This window comes from Arthrobacter sp. alpha11c (assembly GCF_054149985.1).
Map to the genome: position 1 here is coordinate 4,077,864 of NZ_CP196747.1, position 17,891 is coordinate 4,095,754.

General features: G+C 62.1%; 20 protein-coding genes and 1 pseudogene. 7 read left to right on the plus strand and 14 right to left on the minus strand.

Translation table 11 applies throughout. The annotated features are described in order from the left end of the window. Nucleotides 1–9: 9 nt before the first annotated feature. From ACTAQJ_RS18950 to ACTAQJ_RS18970, 5 genes are all read right to left on the minus strand, one after another. Nucleotides 10–1,035 (minus strand): asparaginase, encoded by a 1,026-nt coding sequence (locus ACTAQJ_RS18950; protein WP_498698471.1) that lies wholly within the window; start codon nt 1,033–1,035, stop codon nt 10–12. Continuing rightward, nucleotides 1,032–1,760 carry a FadR/GntR family transcriptional regulator gene (locus ACTAQJ_RS18955; RefSeq protein ID WP_431116968.1) on the minus strand — a complete coding sequence of 243 codons (729 nt, stop codon included), beginning with the start codon at nt 1,758–1,760 and terminating at the stop codon, nt 1,032–1,034. The genes ACTAQJ_RS18950 and ACTAQJ_RS18955 overlap by 4 nt, the downstream gene beginning before the upstream one ends. Before the next feature lie 84 nt (nt 1,761–1,844). Next, nucleotides 1,845–2,726, minus strand: a complete 882-nt coding sequence (locus tag ACTAQJ_RS18960; RefSeq protein ID WP_498698474.1) for a HipA domain-containing protein — start codon at nt 2,724–2,726, stop codon at nt 1,845–1,847. Beyond that, nucleotides 2,704–3,126 carry a HipA N-terminal domain-containing protein gene (locus ACTAQJ_RS18965; RefSeq protein WP_498698475.1) on the minus strand — a complete coding sequence of 141 codons (423 nt, stop codon included), beginning with the start codon at nt 3,124–3,126 and terminating at the stop codon, nt 2,704–2,706. Before ACTAQJ_RS18965 ends, ACTAQJ_RS18960 begins: the two co-directional genes overlap by 23 nt. Continuing rightward, nucleotides 3,120–3,344: a helix-turn-helix domain-containing protein gene (locus ACTAQJ_RS18970; protein ID WP_498698476.1), complete on the minus strand. Its 225-nt coding sequence runs from the start codon at nt 3,342–3,344 to the stop codon at nt 3,120–3,122. Before ACTAQJ_RS18970 ends, ACTAQJ_RS18965 begins: the two co-directional genes overlap by 7 nt. A gap of 179 nt (nt 3,345–3,523) precedes the next feature. On the opposite strand from ACTAQJ_RS18970, the gene ACTAQJ_RS18975 reads away from it, so the two are divergent. The 3 genes from ACTAQJ_RS18975 to ACTAQJ_RS18985 all read left to right on the plus strand — a co-directional run bounded on the left by ACTAQJ_RS18975 (nt 3,524) and on the right by ACTAQJ_RS18985 (nt 5,239). Further along, on the plus strand, nt 3,524–4,030 hold the full coding sequence (locus ACTAQJ_RS18975; RefSeq protein ID WP_498698477.1) for a hypothetical protein: 507 nt from the start codon (nt 3,524–3,526) through the stop codon (nt 4,028–4,030). Nucleotides 4,031–4,108: 78 nt separating this feature from the next. Continuing rightward, complete coding sequence (locus tag ACTAQJ_RS18980; protein WP_498698479.1) at nt 4,109–4,717, plus strand: hypothetical protein; 609 nt, start codon at nt 4,109–4,111, stop codon at nt 4,715–4,717. Nucleotides 4,718–4,777: 60 nt separating this feature from the next. Beyond that, on the plus strand, nt 4,778–5,239 hold the full coding sequence (locus ACTAQJ_RS18985; RefSeq protein ID WP_498698480.1) for a DUF3817 domain-containing protein: 462 nt from the start codon (nt 4,778–4,780) through the stop codon (nt 5,237–5,239). Nucleotides 5,240–5,364: 125 nt separating this feature from the next. On the opposite strand, the gene ACTAQJ_RS18990 is transcribed toward ACTAQJ_RS18985, so the two are convergent. The 6 genes from ACTAQJ_RS18990 to ACTAQJ_RS19015 form a co-directional block, all read right to left on the minus strand. Beyond that, the gene (locus ACTAQJ_RS18990; RefSeq protein ID WP_498698482.1) at nt 5,365–6,303 is read right to left on the minus strand and encodes a hypothetical protein; all 939 of its coding nucleotides are present in this window, start codon (nt 6,301–6,303) and stop codon (nt 5,365–5,367) included. Nucleotides 6,304–6,313: 10 nt separating this feature from the next. Continuing rightward, nucleotides 6,314–6,727 (minus strand): DUF6318 family protein, encoded by a 414-nt coding sequence (locus ACTAQJ_RS18995; RefSeq protein WP_498702222.1) that lies wholly within the window; start codon nt 6,725–6,727, stop codon nt 6,314–6,316. Between the two features lie 381 nt (nt 6,728–7,108). After that, the gene (locus ACTAQJ_RS19000; protein WP_498698485.1) at nt 7,109–7,303 is read right to left on the minus strand and encodes a hypothetical protein; all 195 of its coding nucleotides are present in this window, start codon (nt 7,301–7,303) and stop codon (nt 7,109–7,111) included. Between the two features lie 246 nt (nt 7,304–7,549). Beyond that, the gene (locus ACTAQJ_RS19005) at nt 7,550–7,927 is read right to left on the minus strand and encodes an RNA-binding S4 domain-containing protein (protein ID WP_498698488.1); all 378 of its coding nucleotides are present in this window, start codon (nt 7,925–7,927) and stop codon (nt 7,550–7,552) included. Between the two features lie 148 nt (nt 7,928–8,075). Next, nucleotides 8,076–9,179 (minus strand): sulfite oxidase, encoded by a 1,104-nt coding sequence (locus ACTAQJ_RS19010; protein ID WP_442019290.1) that lies wholly within the window; start codon nt 9,177–9,179, stop codon nt 8,076–8,078. Between the two features lie 162 nt (nt 9,180–9,341). Further along, nucleotides 9,342–10,376: an aldo/keto reductase gene (locus tag ACTAQJ_RS19015; RefSeq protein WP_498698491.1), complete on the minus strand. Its 1,035-nt coding sequence runs from the start codon at nt 10,374–10,376 to the stop codon at nt 9,342–9,344. Nucleotides 10,377–10,623: 247 nt separating this feature from the next. On the opposite strand from ACTAQJ_RS19015, the gene ACTAQJ_RS19020 reads away from it, so the two are divergent. Next, on the plus strand, nt 10,624–11,115 hold the full coding sequence (locus ACTAQJ_RS19020) for a flavin reductase family protein (RefSeq protein WP_442019292.1): 492 nt from the start codon (nt 10,624–10,626) through the stop codon (nt 11,113–11,115). Here the strand turns inward: ACTAQJ_RS19020 and ACTAQJ_RS19025 are convergent. Continuing rightward, on the minus strand, nt 11,112–11,999 hold the full coding sequence (locus tag ACTAQJ_RS19025; RefSeq protein WP_498698495.1) for a hypothetical protein: 888 nt from the start codon (nt 11,997–11,999) through the stop codon (nt 11,112–11,114). The genes ACTAQJ_RS19020 and ACTAQJ_RS19025 overlap by 4 nt on opposite strands. Before the next feature lie 187 nt (nt 12,000–12,186). On the opposite strand from ACTAQJ_RS19025, the gene ACTAQJ_RS19030 reads away from it, so the two are divergent. Then, a complete protein-coding gene (locus ACTAQJ_RS19030; protein WP_442019294.1) occupies nt 12,187–12,591 on the plus strand; it encodes a YchJ family protein in 405 nt (134 codons plus the stop codon). A 4-nt stretch (nt 12,592–12,595) separates the two neighbouring features. On the opposite strand, the gene ACTAQJ_RS19035 is transcribed toward ACTAQJ_RS19030, so the two are convergent. Continuing rightward, on the minus strand, nt 12,596–14,560 hold the full coding sequence (locus tag ACTAQJ_RS19035; RefSeq protein ID WP_498698497.1) for an acyl-CoA dehydrogenase family protein: 1,965 nt from the start codon (nt 14,558–14,560) through the stop codon (nt 12,596–12,598). A gap of 63 nt (nt 14,561–14,623) precedes the next feature. Continuing rightward, nucleotides 14,624–14,926, minus strand: a complete 303-nt coding sequence (locus tag ACTAQJ_RS19040) for a hypothetical protein (protein ID WP_431116953.1) — start codon at nt 14,924–14,926, stop codon at nt 14,624–14,626. Between the two features lie 301 nt (nt 14,927–15,227). Between ACTAQJ_RS19040 and ACTAQJ_RS19045 the strand changes: the two genes are divergently transcribed. Beyond that, on the plus strand, nt 15,228–16,685 hold the full coding sequence (locus tag ACTAQJ_RS19045; protein ID WP_498698500.1) for a DUF3375 family protein: 1,458 nt from the start codon (nt 15,228–15,230) through the stop codon (nt 16,683–16,685). Further along, nucleotides 16,678–17,532 (plus strand): annotated as a pseudogene (locus ACTAQJ_RS19050) (DUF4194 domain-containing protein); the annotation flags it as partial. The gene ACTAQJ_RS19045 and the pseudogene ACTAQJ_RS19050, both read left to right, overlap by 8 nt. Nucleotides 17,533–17,891 lie beyond the last annotated feature (359 nt).

Sequence of the window (17,891 nt, forward strand, 5' to 3'; positions counted from 1 at the left end):
GTCCTTGGTTTAGTTCTTGCTGAAAAATTGCGCTGCGCGGAGCTCGCCGACCGGAAGGCCGCCGCCCAGCACCGGTGGGCTTTGAAGCGTGTCCAGGCTGCCGCCGTCGACGCCCAACTGGCGGAGAACCTCAACGGTGACGGGCATGCGCGCGCGGTCACCGCCGTCGGAAATCTTCACAGCCACGCCGCGGCCGTCCGGCAGGCCCACCAGCTGGAGGCCTTCAAAACCGTCCTTGGCCAGCAGCCCCGGAACGGCGCGCATCAGCGCGGTGACGTCGCGGCCTTCGCCGGCCACCATCTCCGGGAAGCGGCGCATGGCGTGGGCAACCTTGCCCTCGTCGGTGCTTTGGTCAGCGGCGGCGATGCGGCCGTAAGCGCGGGCCATGCCGTGAAGCGTGTGGGCGAAAAGCGGGGTACCGCAGCCATCAGTGCTCACTGCGGCTGCATCCTCGCCGGTCAGTTCGGTGATGGTGTCACGAACCAGGACCTGAAGCGGGTGTTCCGGGTTCAGGTAGCCCTCCACGGGCCAACCGTTAATGACGCACACCGCGGTCATGGACGCGTGCTTGCCGGAGCAGTTCTGCGCAAGTTGGGTGGGGCCGTTGCCAGCGCGGAGCCATTCTTCGCGCTCAACGACGCCGTATGGCAGGTCAGTGCTGTTGCCCAGCGCCGCTTCGGTCAGGCCGTGAAGCGCCAGGATTTCGGCGGCGCCGTCCCGATGCGCTTTACTGCCCGAGTGGCTGGCCGCCGTCAGGGCGAGGAGGTTCTGCGGGATGTCCAAGCCTGCACGGAGGAGGGCTACGGCCTGCAGCGGCTTAAGGGAGGAACGCGGATACATCGGCGCGTCCGGCTCGCCGGCTTCGATGGCACTGCTGCCATCGGCGTTCAAGGCGATCAGCGATCCATAGTGGATGCTCTCCACCAAACCGTCGCGGGTCTGTTCGACGAGCGGGACGTGGTTGGGTGTTCTCTGTGCTGTTTGGGCCGCTGCTGCCGCGGTCACTTGGGGCATGGTGTCCTTTGGGTGGTTCATTTGCTGAGGATCGTGTCCAGTGCGACGCTGACGGCCTGAAGGTGATCGGCCATCGCTTTGCTCGCTGCTTCGGCGTCGCCTGCTTCGATTGCGTTCAGCACGGCAACGTGTTCCTCGTCCGAGCGGTGTTGCCGGTCGGCGACGAGGTTGAGGGTTTCAGACTGGTGGGCCAAGGCCTCCCGGATATCGGAGACGACGCTGGCGAACACCCGGTTGCCACTGGCCCGGGCGACGGCGGAATGGAAGCTGGCGTCCAGGTTTACCCAAGCTTCGGGATCGTTCTCGTTGAGCATTTCCTGGACGATGTCCTTCAGGTGCTCAAGTTCTTCTTCCGTGCGGCGCTGGGCTGCCAGCCCGGCTGCTGGAATCTCAATGTGCGGACGTGCCTCGTTCAGATCACGCGCACTGTACTGGCCCAAGGTAAGGTCATTGGCGACCTTGTTGGCCACAATGAACGTGCCCTTGCCGGTCTTGGTCACGGTCAAACCCAGCGTGTTGCAGGACCGCAGGGCTTCGCGGATGACCGAGCGGCTCACGCCATACTGGGCCGCCAGCGTTGCTTCAGAGCTCAGCTTGGTGCCGATATCGAACTGGCCGCCCTCGATTGCCCTTCTGAGTGCCGCGAAGACAGCCTCAGCCGCGGAAATGCGCGAGATCGGCGTATGCCCAGCGGAAGAGCCCTGAGGGGCTTGCTGTCCGGCTGTCCGGCTGTCTGACAGGTTCACGTTATCGAATATGGCACGGGTCACAAGGCTGTGTCAACGCTGAAAGGCTTGCTTCAGGCTTTGTGTGTCGACCGAGCGGCTAGCTCACTGGATCAGTGGCAGCTTGCGTACGTTGGCCACTGCATCGTCGGCGACTTTCGGCAGCCGCCCCATATGGTTTTTCAGTTCGTCTTTGGCGGCATCAAACGCTTCCGCCAGCTGCCCGCAGTAGTTTCCAACAATCTCTTCCGCTACGTCGGGCGTGACGCCGAACTGGCTAGCCGTCGAGACCAACATTTGCCTGCTGATTTTCTGCAGGCGGTATTCGCCTTTCACGCTCATCGCGAGATCGATGGTCGATTCTCCCTCCCAGTAGGGTGCGTATGTAGCGAGGTCATAAAGCGGCGCTATTTGCACTTCACTGCCTTGGAGCAGGATCGAGTAGTTCTTGGCGTGAGCATCGGTACAACCGGCGACAGCGTTGAACACGAAGGCCCGGTAAAGTGCTTCTCCAGCTTTGCGGCGGTCTCTTTCGAGGGGAAACGACCGCACAAGCGAAGCCATGTCGCCGGCCCCAGGACCCCCGTCGCGATGCTGGTATTTCTTTGCCGGCGAAACGCTCAGAGACTGGCAGAGGTCCTCTTGGTGAATGCGGCGCCAGACCCCATTGGTGAGTTGACGGTCATAGCGCCGTGTCACGAATACGTCCCAAGAACCGATGCGTACAAGTTCGGACGCCGCCACCTCAAGGCCGAGCAGGGCTGCCGCCCTCATGGTCAGCTGCTCGACGACGTCGAGCCTGCTGAAGTTCCCTGCTGTCGGCTTCAAGATGTGAGTTGTTGGTTTCGCATCTGCCGGGACTCCCCACGCGCCATCGGAGAGTTGATGAAGGGCGATTTTCGGCTGTGCTCCTGCAAGGCTGAAGCGTCCTGCTGCATCGTCGTATGGCGTGCCATCCTCATATTCAGCCACGACATGATCCAGCATGGTGGCAACATCGGATTCCGAGACTGGGGTGACCGAGTTCCTGGCGAGCCCGACCGTCCGGGGATTCTGTTCCCGGACGCATGAATTGGAGTGCACCAGCGACATCTGCACCGATGTGCTCAAGGATGGCGAAAGGGTTTGATGACGAGACCCCAAACCTCCTCGCTATGGTCCGCAAGGCTCCGTCGCTGTCCGGGAGCAAGCCTTGCAGGAAGGGCAGGACTGCGCGCTTCTTGTGTGAAGCGGCGGCCAGTGGCATGGAAAGCGATAATGGTGTCGCGTCGGGGATTGCCTGATATTCCGGTTTATAGCGGAATGTCAGATTTCCTGACGGCGACTGCTCAACGCGGCCGCAGGCTGTCCCATCCATGAACACGTCGAGTGCACGGGTATTTACCATCTGACGTGGCCGGTGTCGCTGTTGCGTACGGCAAGCTCGAACCCCAAAGCTTGGAAGACGTCCATGAATTTTGAAGTCTCCACTGTTGCCTTGCCGGATTCAAGGTCGATCAAGAAGGTTCGCGAAACGTTCGCTCGGCGGGCAAGCTCTGCCTGAGACCAGCCACGCTCCTCACGAAGCTCACGCACCAGTGGGCCTGCCTCCCGCACCGTTCGCATTCTCGACTCCTGTCGCCGTACGGCAACTTGCGAAAATGTCGCCGTACGACGACTTTAGCATTTGTTGCCGTACGGCGACAGTGTCACCCTGTACTTGATCATGATGCGGGCCATGACGCTCACAGATTTAGAAGTGAAGCTCGCCGAGCACCAGAAACGTGCGGTTGACACAATGGACCATGCTCTTCACCAAAAAGTCTCTCACCGCCGATGGTTTCACAGGCTTCCGGGCCTTGGACGAACTCGACGTCATGCGCGTCCCCCAGGGGCCCGGAGTTTTTGCCCTGCTTTGCCTTGCCGGCTTCGAGCCAGTTTTCCTCAACAAGAGCACCGCGGGCACCTTCAAGAAAAAGGACCCATCCCTCAAGCGGGAAGCTTTGGAAGCGGAGTGGGTTCCGGATGCTTCCCTTTTGTACTTGGGCAAAGCCAGCGCCGGAAGCCAAGGGAATCGGGGGCTTCGGAAGCAGATCCAGGAGTTCATGGAGTACGGCCGCGGGCGACCCACCGTCGTCTGGGACGCCCGCCTCATCTGGCAGCTCCGGGATGCTTTGGACCTGATCATCGCGTGGAAGGAACTCCCTCCTTCCGAGGTGAACGCAGCCGAAGCTGCCTACCATGCTGATTTCGTTGGCACCTATGGCCGCCTACCGTTTGCGAATCTGGTTCAGGCCCGTTCCAAGAAATAGGGCGTTAAGCACGACGGCGGCACCGGGCTTCTGTTGGGGGCCTGCCATGGGAGCGGCGAGCGGCGCATAATGTCATGCATGACGGCCAGTAACCCCACTGGAGGCAAACCGCATGGATCCCGGATCACCGTCGAGGTGCCGGTCCTCCGCATAGGCGCCGGGCAATCCGATTATGAGGGACTAAGCCGCTACGTCGACTTCCTCCGGAAGCCGCAAGGGCTGCACATGACGCTGCTGCACGTGGGCATCCTCGATGACCTGGTCCGGGACATTGAAGGCTGGACCAAAGGAATGTCCCGGTCAGAGAACGTACTTCCAGAGATTGTGGGTTGGTTGACCGAGTTGCCTGTGTTGCAGGGGTTCCTGGGAAAGTCGGACAAACTGATCCCCCTGGGTGGCGGCCGTCTCATGGGACTGGAAGTGGACGTTCCTCAAGAGGTGCACGACTATCAGGCCCTTCTGGTGCAGGGCCTCCATGTGCTTTTGGATGACCTGGGCCTGGACAACATCGACGACTTCATCCTGAGCTCACCTGCCCTTGGCTACAGGTCACCACGCTGGTTGCCGCACGTCGCCGTCGGCAAAGCCCGGACCCGTCATGAGCCGCCGATGGAGATCGCTCCTGTGCCCGTTGAATTCGGGGACTCGCAGATCCGGCACCGGGACTCGCTTCCTCCCTTGGGGTGAACGTGTTTGTCCTGTCACGGTAAATTGGACGGGACTCCCGTTTCCCAGCCAAGGACTTCCATGCAGCCCCGCACCCTGTTTCGTACCGTTGCTTTTGCCGAAGCTGTGACGTGGACGCTGCTGCTGATTGGGCTGTTCCTTAAGTACGTCACCAAAACCACGGAGGTGGGCGTGAGCGTGGCCGGAGGCATCCATGGCTTTGTCTTCCTCTGCTATGCAGCGACAGCCGCCTTCACATGGATCAACCAGAAATGGCCGGCCCGAACGGGTCTGCTCGCCATCGTCTCTGCCGTGATCCCGTACGCCACGATTCCCGTGGAAAAGTCGCTCGACCGTCGGGGTCTCCTTGCCGGCGGTTGGCGCCTGGCCGACGGGGGAGAGGAACCTCAGGACGGCTTCGAGAAGGCCCAGGCCTGGATTCTGCGAAACCCTATTCTTGCCGTAGTTGTCACCCTGGTTGCCGTGGGGGCAGTGTTTAGCTTCCTGCTGTTCATGGGCCCTCCTGGGACCTGGTTCTCCTGATCTATTTTCGCTCGGTGGCTTCCTGACCTTCTTTGCGGGCCAAAGCTGCACTTTTCCGGTGATCTGGGCCCCTTTTCGTCTCAATGAAGGTCAGGAAGCCACGCGCTCTCAGCTGTTGACTCGCGTTAGCGGCTGGTCCTTGCCTCGGGGCAGCCCCAGGATTTGGGGTTTTCCTGGCAGGTATCGGCGACGAGTGCTTTTTCTGTTTTCCAGACCTGGATGGTTTTCGGTGGTGTGGTCAGGTCCAGGGTTCCGTTGATGGGCAGTGGGGGTCCGTTGTTGACGGAGTAGGTTCCGGTGAAGCTGGTGGTGATGGTGGCGGGGTAGTTCCCTGTCGCCGTGTAACTGTGGCTGGTGCGGGTTTCGTTGACGAGCCAGTCGGCTTCCGGGATCGAGTAGCCGGCTACCGGGGTGGGGCCGAGACTGGTGGCGTCGCCGAAGTTGTAGGTGAAGCTTGCCGGGGTCGCTGCCAGGTGGACTGCTTGGCCGAGGATGGTGACGTCGAAGGCTTGTTCGGTGGCGGTGGTGTAGAAGTTCGTTGGCCCGCCCTTGAGGGTGTGGGGGAAGGGCTGGGCTTCGAGGGTTCCGGGGTTGACGGGGAGTTGGCGGAAGTCGTTCAGGATCCGGGTGGCGATGTTGGCCAGGACGTTCTCGGGTTGGGCGGCGTACAGGCACGTGGGTCCGCTGATTGCCCTATAGTCTGTCCAGTCCGGATTTGAGATGGCCTTTGGTGCTTTTTTCCACACAACAGGGGTGCCTTCGGCGCCTCCCTCCGTTGTGGGTGGGCACTCGAGTCCTTGGCATCCCAAGCCTCCACCGCCAGCGCGGCAAAGGGTATCCGGCTTGTACTGGTAGGGGTCCTCAGCTCCGGACGAACCGTCCAGATTTGGAGTCAGAACGCCCGATAAAGGATCCCTGCTCCATTGTGTCGCTGTCAGGTTCAGCCCATTGTCCACGTAGCCAATGTCAATCTTGGGTTCCTTCGCGACCGCGCCACCACTGTGAACGACGAGAAGGATTACAGCAGCAAGGATGAAGTTCACAAAACGAAGCGAAAGTTTCATCATCGTAGGGTCAGCGGATCAGTCCGAGGTCGGCTAAGACCCATCGTTCATCTGCGAACTCCAAGGCAGCGCGACTAGCCGAGTTGGTTGCAGGCGTTGGATCTTGGTAGAGAGATCCATCAGCATTTCTGATTTCGATAGCTTCTTGAATCACTTGAATGATGGCTATTTGGGAAGAGCTTTCGGAATTGAACTCTATTTCGACTGCTGCTGATCGGATGCCCGCCCCCGCCACCCATCGGCCCTCATTCCACCCATCCTCGATGCCGTCGCGAAGTGAGGCACACAAAGTGCACGTAGGGGCAACTAGTGATCGAAGCGTGCCCGTTTCACCCGTCTCGTAGCTGTAGTTCAATTGTTCATACCAGTACCGGATGAACGCCTCCAGCCCTGCCTGCGAGTTCTCCTTCGCCAGCTCGGGCATCACCGGCACCGGCACATTCTCTGCCTTGCCCTTCGCGTCGGCTGGCTTGTAAACAGCGGCGGGAGGGGCAGTGCCCGAGGCCGAAGGACCTGGCGACAAAACGCCCGAGGTGGGGGACGCCGTCGTCGAGCTTGTTTCCGAAGGAGAACCGCCGGGTGTGCTGCCGCTCTGACAGCCAGTGAGAAGCAATGCGGCTGTGAGTCCGAAGACCACTCTTCGAACTTGGGCACGTGAAGAAAAGGCAAAAAGGCGTGACATGACAGGCTCCCCCAGCGGCTGTTTGGCGATGTGTCGGCCAGTCTAGGCGGGGGAAAGGGAGGGTTTCACATCGAAGGGGACCGCTTGTGGATAACTATTGTTTGTGGAGCTGTTGCGCGGAGCTTACGAGACGTCGCGCCGAGGATTCTCGGCCGCGAGCTGCCTGACCCAGTCGGGAGTTTCTTTTCCGAGGCGACGGTCTGTGACCAGACGTAGCTGGGCGGCCGCGATTTGCACCCCGCGGTCACGGGCAGCGGCGCCGCGGTCGATTCTATAGGTTGCCCCGATGGGTGTGCCCTGGTTTGCTGGTGTTCTCATTGGCTCCGTCATCGCCAACCCCCTTGTCTTTGTCGATTCCGCTGCTTTCGAAATCCCACTCCACTCTATCCAAACGGTAATAATGGCTTCAGCCAAAGCGGCCAAGGGCCAACAGCAGAAAACCTGCTGGATCATTCGCCGAACCAACCCCCCCCGATTCCAATGTTTCCGCGGCCGTCAGCCTGTGACTACACGAATGATCCAGCAAAAAACGCACCGGACCCCCACATGGTCGAGAAACAGCAACTACCCCCGCAACTTCTCCATGTCCCGCCGGTCCTTCTTGGTGGGCCGGCCGGCACCACGGTCGCGCTGGGGAAGGCCGAGCTTTGGAGCCACCGGACGCGGGGGAGTGTGGTCGGTGAAGCAGTGCGACGCAGCCTCGGCACCGACGCGTTTCGCGATCAGCCGCCGTATTTCGAGGATACGTTCCCAGCCGGACTCGCGGACCCGGATGGTGTCGCCGATGATCACGGTTTGCGAGGCCTTCACCGGATTGCCATTGATCCGGATGTGGCCGGCGCGGCAGGCAGCGGTGGCCGCGGATCGGGTCTTGTAAGCGCGGATCGCCCACAACCAGGCATCGACGCGGACGTTAGCCGGGGATGATGACGGGATACTCATGATTGGGAAGAGTCTAACCGGGCCTAGCAAGACCCGCGAGAACGCCGGAAAATTGCGAGTACAAGGGGAAGCCACCGAGCACGCCGAAGAGTTCCGGCGATCACGCGGCATTCCCGCGATCTCGGCGAGAAACACCGACCCGAACCACCTACCGAACCGTCACCTCAACCCTCTGGGCCATGTTGTTCCCGATGCCCTGGTAGTTCCACACCTGATCGCTGGGCTGCAGCGCACCCGAGGAGTCCATTGCACGGCACCGCAACTCGTGCTCTCCCGGGCTCGCGACCCACACCATAGTCCAGGATCGCCAAGCAAAGTCACCTACAGCAGGTTCCAGATGGGCCGGCATCCATTCGCCGTCGATCCCCACCTCCACCCGTTCCACTTCGCCGTGACCGGACCACGCCCTGCCGTGCAGCATCACAGGACCGGCATCCACTACCCGGCGTCGGGTAAAGAAATCAGGAATCCCGGGCGGCACCATCAGGGAGCGGACGCGAATGTGCGACACGGGCAAACCTGGCCCATCGGGTCCCTGAAGGTAGTGATACGCCACGGCCTGTTGGAATCCCATGAAACGTGAAGTCACTGCCTCAATGGAGGTCAACCACTTCACGCTTGCCATGCCATACCAGCCGGGCACCAACAGCCGCAGCGGGAAACCGTGCTGGATCGGTAGCGGGTTGCCGTTCATGGCGTAGACCAACATGACTTCGGGATGCATCGCTTCGGCAATCGAAAGACTACGGGCGTATGGTTCCTCCACTCCACCCTGGATACCGCTGTCGGCGCCGGTAAAGACAAGTTCGACGGCGTCACTCGCCAACCCTGCCTCCTCCAGCAGTGGTGCCAAAGGAGTTCCAGTCCATTCCGCAGTGCCTACAGCTCCCAACACCCAGGGCTGGCTGAGGGGGCGAGGCTGCAGGAGCGAGCGTCCATTTCCGGCGCACTCCATGGTGACGGGCATCGTGACAGAGGGCCGCGACTTGATGTCGTCGAGGCTCAGTTCCAAGCTGTGATTAACCGCCCCACCGAGCCGCAGGCGCCATGCCTCAGCGGAAACGTGCGGGATGTCGAAGTGAATCAGCAGGTAGTGCAGCCCCGCTGGCGTGATGTCGTCGTGGAGGGCTTCGAGCGGCATTGAATGGTTGCGGCCAGAGAGCTGCAACTCTTCGTGGGTCAGGGGGCCTTCGGTCGGCTGTCCCGTGATGACGGCTTTCGCCGCGTCTTGCTTGACATGGTGTTTGGACATGGGAGGCGGCGTTCTACTGGACCTGACGCTGCGGGCGTGCCGCAGCACTTAGGACAAGGATCACGCGGGGACCCAATGCCGTCAATAGGCGATTGCGAGGCCCGGTATGCGTTGTCTGCGAGCGAAGAAGCCCGCAGAGCGGTCCCCACAACGGGTGGCGAGCTACCGACGTCGAAGTTCCGGGTACTCCAGATGGGGAGCAACCGTGCCGGCGTCCCGCTCAAGGAAGTTGACGGCGGGGGCCACGATGTCATCGATTTCGTCCAAAACCGATTCGCCGAGCACCACATCGGCGGCCTTCAGGTAGTCGGTGAGATGCTCCTCGGTCCGCGGACCAATGATCACACTGGTGACGGCGGGATGGTTCAGGGCAAAGGCAACAGCAAGTTGGATGAGGGTCAGTCCATACCGGGCTGCCAGCTGGGCGAGTGCGTCCGCCGCGTGCAGCTTGCCTTGGTTGAAGGGCGCGTTCACATCGAACCGGCCGGGCACAGCGGCCGAACGTGAGCTTTCGGGCTGGCCCGCGCCAACGCGGTATCCGCCAGCCAGCCACCCGCCGTCGAGCGGTCCATAACTCAAAACCCCGACGCCGTACTGCTGGGTGATGGGGAAAACGTCGCGTTCGTTGGCGCGAACCAGAAGCGAATAGGGAACCTGGTCCACCACCGGCGGCGTCAGGTGGTTGGTGTTCGCGATCCACTGTGCCTCGACGAGCTGCGCGGGGCTGAACACCGAGGTGCCGTAGTAGAGGATCTTGCCCTGCCGGATGAGATCGTTCAGGGTGGTGATGGTCTCAAGAAGATCGGTGTTGTAGTCGGGACGGTGCGCTTGGTAGAGGTCGATCCTGTCCGTGTTGAGCCGCCTCAAGCTGTCCTCCACAGCCCGGACAATCCACCGACGCGAATTTCCGGCGTGCGCTGGGTTGGACCCCATCTGGCCATGGAATTTGGTGGCGAGGAAAACGTCGTCGCGCCTTCCTTGGATTGCCTGGCCCACCACGACTTCCGCCTCGCCCTGCGAGTAAATATCGGCGGTGTCGATGCTGGTGATGCCGCCGTCGAGCGCAGCCTGGATGATGCGGATGCTCTCCGCAGGTCCCGTGGGAGCGGTGCCGGTGCCGAAGTTCAAGGTACCCAGGGTGAGAGGGCTGATCAGGGCGCCAGTGCGTCCAAGCGTTCGTAGCTCGTTGAGGCTCATGTCGGCTTCCTGTGGTGGGTCAAGGGGATGTCCAATCGAGGCTACACACGGCCGTAGGACGCCCAAATGCAAACGGTAGAACTTCTTCGTTTTTCGTCTTGCGGGGTAATGGAAGGGGCATTAGTTCGCGACATTTCTTGACATGCGGCAACACAAATGTCTTTCGAATCAACAAATATTGCGGTTGCCGGAAGCGGGTGAATTATGGGAAAGGAACTCAACCAACGCACGATAGGGGACAGCAAAAATGACACAGACGACCGTGGAAGAAACGGCAGCCATCAAGGCTGCATTTGCGCAGTTCCCGTCCGGAGTGGCTGCCTTCAGTGCCATGGTGGATTTCACGCCGGAGGCATTGGTGGCATCGTCCTTCACGGTGGGTGTGTCTTTGGAGCCACCGTTGGTGATGTTCGCAGTGCAGAACTCCTCCACAACGTGGCCCAAGCTTCGGCAGGCCAGCCGGTTGGGTGTGTCCGTACTGGCCGAGGGTCAGGAAGCGGCCTGCCTTCAGCTGTCCTCCAAAACCCGGGATCGCTTCGCCGGATTGTCCACCAGTGTCAGTGACTCAGGGGCCGTTCTGATCGACGGCGCGGTGCTGGGTTTCGAGTGCGAGCTGGTCTCGGAGACACCGGCAGGGGATCACGCGATCGTTGTCCTCGAGGTCAAAGCAACCACCATCAACCACGAATCCAAGCCATTGATCTACCACGGAGCAGCGTTCCGGCAGCTCGCCGCTTAGGAGTTGCGGCTTACCCCGCTGAGCGAACCCTTACGGACCGGGCTCGAAGGCTTTCCATTCTTGGAAGTGTTCGGGCCCGATTTCTTGGAGTTGTTCCCTTGGGCCGAGCTGTTCCCTTGGCTGGATTTTGTATATTCAGGACCGGACTTTTTCGGACCATTGCCCGGCCCCGCCTCGGTGCCCGAAGACTGCTGCGCGTCCGGGGCCTTCGGGGCGGGTGGTTCCTCATTGCTGGACGGCGGTGTTGGCTCGCCCACCTCGCGGACCGTTACCTTGATGGCGGGCGGTTCCTCTGCCTTTGCGCGCTCGGCCGCCCTCCGGTCAGCTTCCGCGACGGCGTCGGCCCAGTCCTTTGCAAGCACGGGGGGTTCCTTGCTGGCGGCCACAAGCAACGGGTGGTGGGCGGTCTGCGTTTCGACCACTTCCTTAACCAGGGCCGGCTTGGGCACCTTTTTGGGGCCAACCTTCCACGCGCCGTCCTTGACGGCTGAAGAGGCACCCGAGAGCCGACGTCGAACATCTCCGAGGAGGTCCTTCTTGGGCTCTGCCACAACAGGATTGGCTGCCACCTCGGCTGTGGAACCGGCAGGAACGTAGGCAAGATCTTCGAGAGGCGACTCAACAGCGTGACTGGAGTATTCGACGTCGTCACTCGCCGGTGCGGGTACGTGTTCCGGAGCCGGGGGCAAGTGGACGATGGTGACTGTCTCTTTCTTGGGGAAGACGCCGATCATCGCCAAAAGAATCACCGACACAAGCCGTCCCACTCCGGCGACTACCAGAGTGATGATGATGACCAACCCGAGGCCCAGGAACATGAGGATAGCCATCCCCACTGTGCCCAAATATGTCAGGTTGATGGCGAGTGTTGTCGGATCCTCCACGTAGCCTCCCCTGGCTGTCGTTTTGCGATGCGCGCATTGCCCACCCAGCTTGCACATCTAGCCTACGGTCCAGCACCGACGGAATCACGCCCCGCACCACCCCTCTGGCAGGGTTGTTTCGAAGCTGTTATACGGCGTGCGAAAATATGTTGCCCAGCTCTCATTTTCAGCCTCAGATTGGGACCCAGTGACCCCTGACTTCAGCCGACTCCGCAACGGTGCGTGCCCCTGCCTCTCCGGGGAGCAGTATGACGATTGTTGCGGGCGCTTCCACCGCGGTGAGGCCGATGCGCCCACAGCCGAGCAGCTTATGCGTTCCCGGTATTCGGCGTTCGTCATTCTGGACCCGGCATACCTCCTGCGAACGTGGCACGCCTCAACCCGCCCGGCTTCCTTGGGGCTGGACGCGGACACGCAATGGCGCAGGCTGGACATCCTGGGCACGTCCAAGGGCGGGCCACTGGACACCACTGGGACCGTTGAGTTCGCCGCGCACTACCGGTCCGACGGCGAACGCGGAGTGCAGCGCGAACACAGCCGTTTCGTACGTGAGGACAAGCGCTGGTACTACGTGGACGGTGACGTCCTGTAGCGGGCTACCGATACTTGCGGTGCAGGTTCTCCTTGCTTGAGGCGCCCGGGGACGCATCGGCGATCCACGGCCCGGTTCCTTCCGACTGGTCCAGGACGCCGGCCTCAAGCCAGGCGTAATCGCCGGCGAGGACTTTGCGCGAAAGGTGATGGTCGCCGTCGTCGGTGTTCCGCCACAACTGGTCGAAGTATTCGTCCACCCGCACGCGCGCCTGCTCACAGTAGGCCTCGGCGAGCTCGAAGGCCGCCGCGCCGTGTTCCGGGTGGGTGCGGAGCAGCATTTCGGCCCGTGAGCAGCACGCTGCCATGGCGAACAGTTCGGCGCCGATGTCCACGATCCTGCCCAGGAATGCTTGTTTGTGTTCCAGCTTCGCTTGCCAGCGGCCCATGCCGTAGAAAGTCTGCCGGGCGAGCCGCCGCGAGGACCTTTCAACAAACCGCAGGTGTTTTCCCAAGCGCCCGAACTCACCGTAGGAGCGCGGATCCATGCCCGCTCCGGCCACGAGTTTCGGCAGCCAGCGGGCATAGAAACCTGAAGCCCCGACGGCGGCCCTCGCCTTGTCCTGCAGGCTGGCATCCGCTGAGGCGAGGTCGCCCACCGCGGCAAGGTGTGCGTCCACGGCTTCGCGGGCGATGAGGAGTTTCATGATCTCGCTGGAACCCTCGAAGATCCGGTTGATGCGGAGATCCCGGAGGAGCTGCTCGGCCGCCACGGCGCGTTCGCCCCTGGCTTCAAGGGACTCGGCGGTTTCAAATCCGCGGCCACCGCGTATCTGAACCAGTTCATCGGCGATCCGGCAGCTCAGTTCGGTGGACCACAGCTTGGCCAGCGCGGCTTCGATGCGCACGTCCTTTTGGCCGGCGTCGGCCATCTCGGCTGACAACTCAAACACGGCTTCCAACGCGAAGGTCGTGGCGGCGATAAACGCAATCTTCTTTCCTACGGCCTCGTGCTTGCCCACCGGTCGACCCCATTGCGTACGGGCGTTTGACCATTCGCGGGCAATCTTCAGGCTCCATTTCCCAGCGGCAACGCAGAGACCGGGGATGGAGAGGCGTCCTGTATTGAGCGTGGTGAGCGCTATTTTGAGGCCTTGGCCTTCGCGGCCCAAGCGGTTCTCCACCGGCACACGCACCTGATGGAAACGGGTCACACCATTCTCGATGCCGCGCAGGCCCATGAAGCTGTTCCGGTTTTCCACGGTGATGCCGGGGGAGTCCATCTCCACGACGAACGCGGAGATGCCGCCCTTGTGCGTGGTGCCGTCGGCGTCGGTGTGGGCCGGAACCCTGGCCATGACCACCACGAGCTCGGCGATCACCCCGTTGGTGGTCCAGAGTTTCACGCCGTCCAAAAGGTAAGATCCGCCGTCGTCGGACAGTACGGCAGTGGCGCCCATCCGGGCGGGGTCGCTGCCGACGTCGGGCTCTGTCAGGAGGAATGCCGTAATGGCACCCGCGGCGCAGCGCGGAAGGTATTCCTGCTTCTGCTCCGGCGTGCCGAATTCCTTCACGGGCTCCGGAACGCCAATGGATTGATGCGCCGAAATCAGTGCGCCAAGGCTCGGATGGACGGAGCCCACCAAAGCGAGTGCGCGGCCATAGTAGACCAAGGACAATCCCAGGCCGCCATACTCGCGCGGGATTTTCATGCCGAAAACGCCAAGGTCCGCGAGGCCTGCAAGGTACTCGTCCGGGATCTTCGCGTCGCGTTCGATCACGCGTCCGGACATGGACCGACAGAACGCCTCGAGCTTGGCCATGAACTCTTCGCCGCGCTCCACGTCTTCCGTTTTGGCTTGTGGCCACGGGTGGATCAGGCTGAGGTCGAAGCTACCCAAGTACAGGCCCTTGGCAAAGCTGGGCCGGTTCCATTCAGTTTCGCGGGCGGCCTCGGCGACGGCGCGGGCTTCTTCTGCTGTGGCGTTGACGCTTGCGGCGGTGAGGCTGTTGTCAGTAGCGGACGTCATGGGATAACTCCTCTAGCCGGTTGTGCCGGATGGAGCCAGGGTCCGCCTCGGGTGGGGAACCCTTCAGCTGTCCCTCAATGCTACCCGCGAGTAGCTACCCGTGCTAGGGGAAACCTGGGGCTGGAATTCGGCCGGGATTTCGACGTTTCCTGCATGGTGGACCAGGCTGTCCCACGCAAAATTGATGCCATGCACCAAGCCGCCCAGGACTGCCTTGACCGTGTACCAGGCCATGCCCATGGCGCCGATGAGAACGATAGTTGCTATGGCTGCTGCTGCGATGAACGCCACCAAAATGGCGGCGAAGGCCAGCGTTCCAATGAATACGTAGGTGGCTGTTTCCAGAGCGGTGAAGTCGAAATCCATGGTTCCCCCTATGCGACACTGCGTGGGTAGACGCGGCGTGGCTGCGTCGATGATCCGACACTAGGGGTGGGCGTAGTTTTCGGCCAGTACAGAATCGCGTCGCGGCCGTGTCGATATGGGATCGAAACCGAACCGGGCGGTATGTTACGGAATGGTTGCGGGGCCAGGCTTCTGATCGTGCTTGGAAGGCTCGACGGCGGCCCTTTCAGCACCGTCCGACGCGGCGGTGATGCTCTGCGTTAACCTTGTACGGGGCAGTTTCCGCTGCCAGCCAGGTTTCGCAGCAGCTGAAGGAGAGTAGTTGTCCCGTTCAGCCATGTCCTCCGCCGACACCATCAGTGCCCGGCTTCGCGACCTCGAGCAACTGACCAAAGGTCCCGCCTGGGCCCTGACACGTTCGGCCCCTTGGGTGATCGCGGTGCTGCAGGCTTCCTTCACCCGCACCCGGCCGCAGCTTCCGCTGGAAGAGTTCCATGCCGACGTCGACGCCTTCCTTGAGCAGCTCCGCCGCCAGGAACCAGGGCTGGGCGGCCAGCAGAACGGCAAGGCCTTCGGCGACGAATGGACGCGCAAGCAGTTCCTGACACGCCGCAACCAGTCCGGCCAGATCGTCTACGAGGTCACCGAAGCAGCGGCGCGTGTGCTCGCATTCCTGGACAGCCTCTCAAGCGAGCGTTCCACGCTCAACGGTTCCCGCTTGGGTACGCTGCTTGGCGATGTGGAGAAGCTCGCCAACGAGACCAACCCGGACCAGAGCGCACGTTTGGAGGCGCTGGAGGAAGAAATCCAGGAGCGCCAGCAACTCGTCGAGGACATCAGCTCCGGCGAGTTCGACGGCCTCCTGGACGACGAAGAAGCTGTTGAGGCTGCAGGCAACATCCTTGACCTCGCCGCCAGCCTGCCCGCTGACTACAAGAAAATGCGTGACCGCATCGAGGAGTTGGTGGGCGAACTCCGCAACCAGATCATCGAGGAGTCGCTGAGCAAGGGCGCAACCATGGCGCAGGTTCTGGAGGCCGACAAACGCCTGCGTCAAAGCCCCGAGGGCCGAACGTTCCGCTCCTTCACAGCCTTCCTGGAAGACCCCCAGCAGCAGTTGCGTTTCCGCTCCGCGATAGGTGAGGTCCTTAGCCGGCAGTTCGCCGACGATCTTTCGCACGAGGACCGCGAAACGCTGAAGAACCTCGTGGCCGAACTGCGCACCCAGCACAGCCAGATTCAAAGGATCTACGGCAAGCTCTCCGAGAGCCTGAACACCTACATCCAGAGCGACGACGTCCGTCAGTCGGTCAGCCTGCGCAAGGTTCTGGCTGAGGCAGAGCAAGCCATCCGGTCCATGCCCTACGAGCGTGATCGGCCCGGCCTGGTACGCGGACCTGTGCTCTTCAATGCCGGGTTCGAGTCGCTGGCCATGGTCAAACTCTTCGACCCCGACGAGTTCGCGACCCCACCCCGTCTGGCAGATCCCATCGCGTTCAGTGACTCGGACCGGGTGCGATCAGCTCGCACCGGCAAGGCCAGGCCTGCTGTTGTGCGGGCCGCGATGGCCGGCGCAGCCACCTTGGGCGAGGCGTGGGAAAACCTGCCCGCCGAGGAACGGCACATCAACACCGTCCGATCCCTGCTGTCCATGGCGCTCCACGGCGGCGCCGGGTTCGACCGGGACGCCTGGGAACACATCGACTTCGAACAAATCGACGGCAGTATCCGCACCGCGTACCTGCCTGTCGTCACGCTGAATGAGGATTCTGATGACTGAGGAAATCACGACGACGGACGTCACCGAGGAGGGGCACGTCACCGTTGAGGAGGCTACCGAGGACCATGCCACCGTTGAGGAGGCTGAAGTCCCGGCTGAAGCGGCGTCTCACGCCACACACGGTGACCCGTTCCGGGTCACCCCGCGGGACACGTTCGTTGACGGCGCCGCGCTCTTCCCGGGCGACACCGGAGTGCTGCCGATGAAGGTCCGTCACGCGCTGGTCAAACTGCTGAAAGGCCCCTACATCGACGGCGGGCGCGACGAGAAGCTCTGGACCACACTCCTGGACAACCAACTCATCCTCCGCAGTCGCCTCTCCGAACTGTTCCTCACCCTCCAGCTCGATCACGACCGCAAGATTGCCGTCCTCCGCCCCGTCGACCCTGAGATCATCGGTGCCAGCTCACGATCAAGCATCCTGCGGCAACAGCGTGCACTGAGCCGCGTGGAAACCATCGTCCTGCTCCGCCTACGCCTCCTCCTGGACCGCCACGTCACAGCCCAGACGGACCCCACCATCACCCGCGAAGAGATCTCGGACCTCGTCGCCAACTACACGCCCGCAGGCCAGCAGGATGCACTCCGGGACTCCGACGTCGTCACCCGCACCATCACCAAACTCCTGGCCCGCCAACTACTCCTCCCCACCCCCTTGGACGACACGTACACCATCAGCAACGCCCTCCCATTGGCCCTCCCCTTCGAAAACATCGGCGACATCCCAGCCCAAATAGAGGCCCTCATAGCCGTAGCAGCCGACGAATCAGGAACAGAGCCGCTGCTGGATCTGGATTCCAACTCAAACCCCAACTCCGAAGACGGGGACGACGACGCCGATGCCGCCCCCGCCCCTTCGCCGGACGACTCTGCTGCAAGCAGCGAGCCGCCCGGCTCCGGCATGCCCGATGCCACTCCCGGGGCGGCATCGGCGTCGTCTACCTTGGGCGCCGACCTCACCGACGCGGACGTACCAGAAGTCCTCAATCCAGCGCCGTCAGCCGCCAACGCTGACCACGAAAATGAAGATGGTGCCGGGGTCAATCCAGCCAGCGGCCTCGTCGATCTTGCTAAACGGTTTGACGCGGGTTCGGAAGCCGGGAACGGCACGAGCGGCGATCCCGGAGACATGCGGCAGCATGCGTCTAAGGGAGGAACGACCGAGCATGCAGAGCATGTGTCCGGTACCGCCGCGGACAGCAGTAC

Coding starts and splice junctions, on each gene's coding strand:
- ACTAQJ_RS18950 (WP_498698471.1), bottom strand. CDS start 1,035: ATGAACCACCCAAAGGACACCATGCCCCAAGTGACCGCGGCAGCAGCG.
- ACTAQJ_RS18960 (WP_498698474.1), bottom strand. CDS start 2,726: ATGCTGGATCATGTCGTGGCTGAATATGAGGATGGCACGCCATACGAC.
- ACTAQJ_RS18965 (WP_498698475.1), bottom strand. CDS start 3,126: ATGGTAAATACCCGTGCACTCGACGTGTTCATGGATGGGACAGCCTGC.
- ACTAQJ_RS18970 (WP_498698476.1), bottom strand. CDS start 3,344: ATGCGAACGGTGCGGGAGGCAGGCCCACTGGTGCGTGAGCTTCGTGAG.
- ACTAQJ_RS18975 (WP_498698477.1), top strand. CDS start 3,524: ATGCTCTTCACCAAAAAGTCTCTCACCGCCGATGGTTTCACAGGCTTC.
- ACTAQJ_RS18980 (WP_498698479.1), top strand. CDS start 4,109: ATGACGGCCAGTAACCCCACTGGAGGCAAACCGCATGGATCCCGGATC.
- ACTAQJ_RS18985 (WP_498698480.1), top strand. CDS start 4,778: ATGCAGCCCCGCACCCTGTTTCGTACCGTTGCTTTTGCCGAAGCTGTG.
- ACTAQJ_RS18990 (WP_498698482.1), bottom strand. CDS start 6,303: ATGAAACTTTCGCTTCGTTTTGTGAACTTCATCCTTGCTGCTGTAATC.
- ACTAQJ_RS18995 (WP_498702222.1), bottom strand. CDS start 6,727: ATGCCCGAGCTGGCGAAGGAGAACTCGCAGGCAGGGCTGGAGGCGTTC.
- ACTAQJ_RS19000 (WP_498698485.1), bottom strand. CDS start 7,303: ATGAGAACACCAGCAAACCAGGGCACACCCATCGGGGCAACCTATAGA.
- ACTAQJ_RS19005 (WP_498698488.1), bottom strand. CDS start 7,927: ATGAGTATCCCGTCATCATCCCCGGCTAACGTCCGCGTCGATGCCTGG.
- ACTAQJ_RS19010 (WP_442019290.1), bottom strand. CDS start 9,179: ATGTCCAAACACCATGTCAAGCAAGACGCGGCGAAAGCCGTCATCACG.
- ACTAQJ_RS19015 (WP_498698491.1), bottom strand. CDS start 10,376: ATGAGCCTCAACGAGCTACGAACGCTTGGACGCACTGGCGCCCTGATC.
- ACTAQJ_RS19020 (WP_442019292.1), top strand. CDS start 10,624: ATGACACAGACGACCGTGGAAGAAACGGCAGCCATCAAGGCTGCATTT.
- ACTAQJ_RS19035 (WP_498698497.1), bottom strand. CDS start 14,560: ATGACGTCCGCTACTGACAACAGCCTCACCGCCGCAAGCGTCAACGCC.
- ACTAQJ_RS19040 (WP_431116953.1), bottom strand. CDS start 14,926: ATGGATTTCGACTTCACCGCTCTGGAAACAGCCACCTACGTATTCATT.